Origin of the sequence: Bradyrhizobium sp., from assembly GCF_049581145.1 — a bacterium.
In the GTDB taxonomy this organism is placed as follows: Bacteria; Pseudomonadota; Alphaproteobacteria; order Rhizobiales; family Xanthobacteraceae; genus Bradyrhizobium.
In genome coordinates, this window is record NZ_JBAURI010000658.1 from 1 (window position 1) to 2409 (window position 2409).

Below are 2409 nucleotides of genomic sequence, written 5' to 3' on the forward strand. Positions count from 1 at the left end.
TTCACACGGCCTGGCAAGCAGCGAGACAGTCTCGATGAAGAAACCACCGACTGGAGAGCCGTATGCGGGAAAACCGCCCGTACGGTTCGGAGGGCGGGGTCGGCGAAAGTCGATCCCGACCCCTATCGTATCCACGGGCGTTTGTCGTGGCATCAGATTGGCGGCGCCAGTCTTCTCCCAAACACCCATCGGTTGTTATGGGCCCCCGCTCAGGGCCGGGGCGACGCCGGAGAGGGACCAAGGCGCCCCTGGCAATCCCGGCCATCCACCACATCTTGCATAAATATCAGGCGGGTACCGCAAGTCCTTGGCCGTTGCACTGTGATGTGCTAATCGGCGGGGTACCGCTTCCGAACGCCCCTGAACGACCGACCGCACCGCTCAAAGGCCTGCGGCGGTGGAGATATTCGCGATGACCCCTCCCTCCAGCGCCAATCCGTCCGGCGTCAAGACCGCGTCCGCGCCCGATTCGTTTTTCACGGCGAAGCTGGCCGAAGCCGATCCCGAGATTGCGGCCGCGATTGCCGGCGAACTCGGCCGGCAACGGCATGAGATCGAGCTGATCGCCTCGGAAAACATCGTCAGCCGGGCCGTGCTGGAAGCGCAGGGCTCGGTAATGACCAACAAATACGCCGAAGGCTATCCAGGCGCGCGCTACTATGGCGGCTGCGAATGGGTCGACGTCGCCGAGACGCTGGCGATCGAGCGCGCCAAGAAGCTGTTCGGCGCCGGTTTTGCCAACGTCCAGCCTAACTCCGGCAGCCAGATGAACCAGGCGGTGTTTCTGGCATTGCTGCAGCCCGGCGACACCTTCATGGGCCTCGATCTCGCCGCCGGCGGCCATCTGACCCATGGGTCGCCGGTCAACATGTCCGGCAAATGGTTCAAGGCCTCCCATTACACGGTGCGGCGCGAGGACCAGATCATCGACATGGATGCGGTGGCGAATCAGGCGGAGGAAGTGCGGCCGAAACTGATCATCGCCGGCGGCTCGGCCTATTCGCGGCCCTGGGACTTCAAGCGTTTTCGCGAGATCGCCGACAGTGTCGGCGCCTATCTTCTGGTCGATATGGCGCATTTTGCCGGTCTCGTCGCCGGTGGCGTGCATGCCTCGCCGGTGCCGCATGCCCATGTCACGACCACCACCACGCACAAATCGCTGCGCGGTCCGCGCGGCGGCCTCATCCTGACCAACGACGAGGCGCTGGCCAAGAAGCTGAACTCGGCGATCTTCCCGGGTCTGCAGGGCGGCCCGTTGATGCATGTGATCGCGGCCAAGGCCGTCGCGTTCGGCGAGGCGCTGCGGCCGGACTTCAAGGTCTACGCCAAGAACGTGGTCGAGAACGCCAAGGCGCTGGCGGAGGCGCTGCGCGGCCATGGCTTCGACATCGTCTCCGGCGGCACCGACAACCATCTGATGCTGGTCGACCTGCGGCCCAAGGGGCTGAAGGGCAATGTCTCGGAAAAGGCGCTGGTGCGGGCGGCCATCACCTGCAACAAGAACGGCATACCTTTCGATCCCGAAAAGCCGTTCGTCACCTCGGGGCTGCGCCTGGGGACGCCGGCCGCGACCACGCGCGGTTTCGGCGTCGGCGAATTCAAAGAGGTCGCGGGCCTGATCGCCGAAGTCCTGAATGCGATCGCGCAATCGCAGGATGGCAAGGCGCCGCTGGTGGAGGCCGCAATCAAGGAACGGGTGAAGGCGCTCACCGATCGTTTTCCGATCTATCAGTAGGGTAAAGGCGTCAATGCGCTGTCCGAGCTGCAACAGTCTCGATACGCAGGTGAAGGATTCCCGTCCGACCGAGGATTCCTCCGTGATCCGGCGGCGGCGGGTCTGCGTCGCCTGCAATTTCCGCTTCACCACCTTCGAGCGGGTGCAGCTCCGCGAGCTCACGGTGATCAAGCGCAACGGCCGTCGCGTGCCGTTCGATCGCGACAAGCTGATGCGCTCGGTGCAGATTTCGCTGCGCAAGCGGGCGGTCGACCCGGAGCGGGTCGAGAAGATGGTGTCGGCCATCGTGCGCGAGCTGGAAAGCGCGGGCGAGGCCGAGATTTCGTCCGAGGCGATCGGCGAAATCGTGATGGAGCATCTGCGCCAGCTCGACGACGTCGCCTATGTGCGCTTCGCCTCGGTCTATCGCAATTTCCGCGAGGCGAAGGATTTCGAGGCGGTGCTGGGCGAGCTCTCCGGCGAGGATGACGCGCGGCTCGCTGCGATACGCAAATGATCTTCCGCATCCTGGAAGACCAGCTCAGGCAGAAATCCGCGGCGACCAGGGAAGCCGACCGCCGCTTCATGCAGCTGGCGCTGACGCTCGGCCGGCGCGGCTTGGGTCGGACCTGGCCCAATCCCGCCGTCGGCGCGGTCGTGGTCAGGGATGGCATCATCGTCGGGCGCGGCTGGAC

At 64.9% G+C, this 2409-nt stretch carries 2 protein-coding genes and 1 pseudogene; all 3 read left to right on the top strand.

From position 1 onward, the window contains the following. Positions 1-412: 412 nt before the first annotated feature. Positions 413-1735, top strand: coding sequence for a serine hydroxymethyltransferase (gene glyA / locus WCB02_RS21605; RefSeq protein WP_423961253.1), 1323 nt, complete (start codon positions 413-415; stop codon positions 1733-1735). A gap of 13 nt (positions 1736-1748) precedes the next feature. Beyond that, the gene (nrdR, locus tag WCB02_RS21610; RefSeq protein WP_423961255.1) at positions 1749-2231 is read left to right on the top strand and encodes a transcriptional regulator NrdR; all 483 of its coding nucleotides are present in this window, start codon (positions 1749-1751) and stop codon (positions 2229-2231) included. Then, positions 2228-2409 (top strand): annotated as a pseudogene (locus WCB02_RS21615) (bifunctional diaminohydroxyphosphoribosylaminopyrimidine deaminase/5-amino-6-(5-phosphoribosylamino)uracil reductase RibD); the annotation flags it as partial. The gene nrdR and the pseudogene WCB02_RS21615, both read left to right, overlap by 4 nt.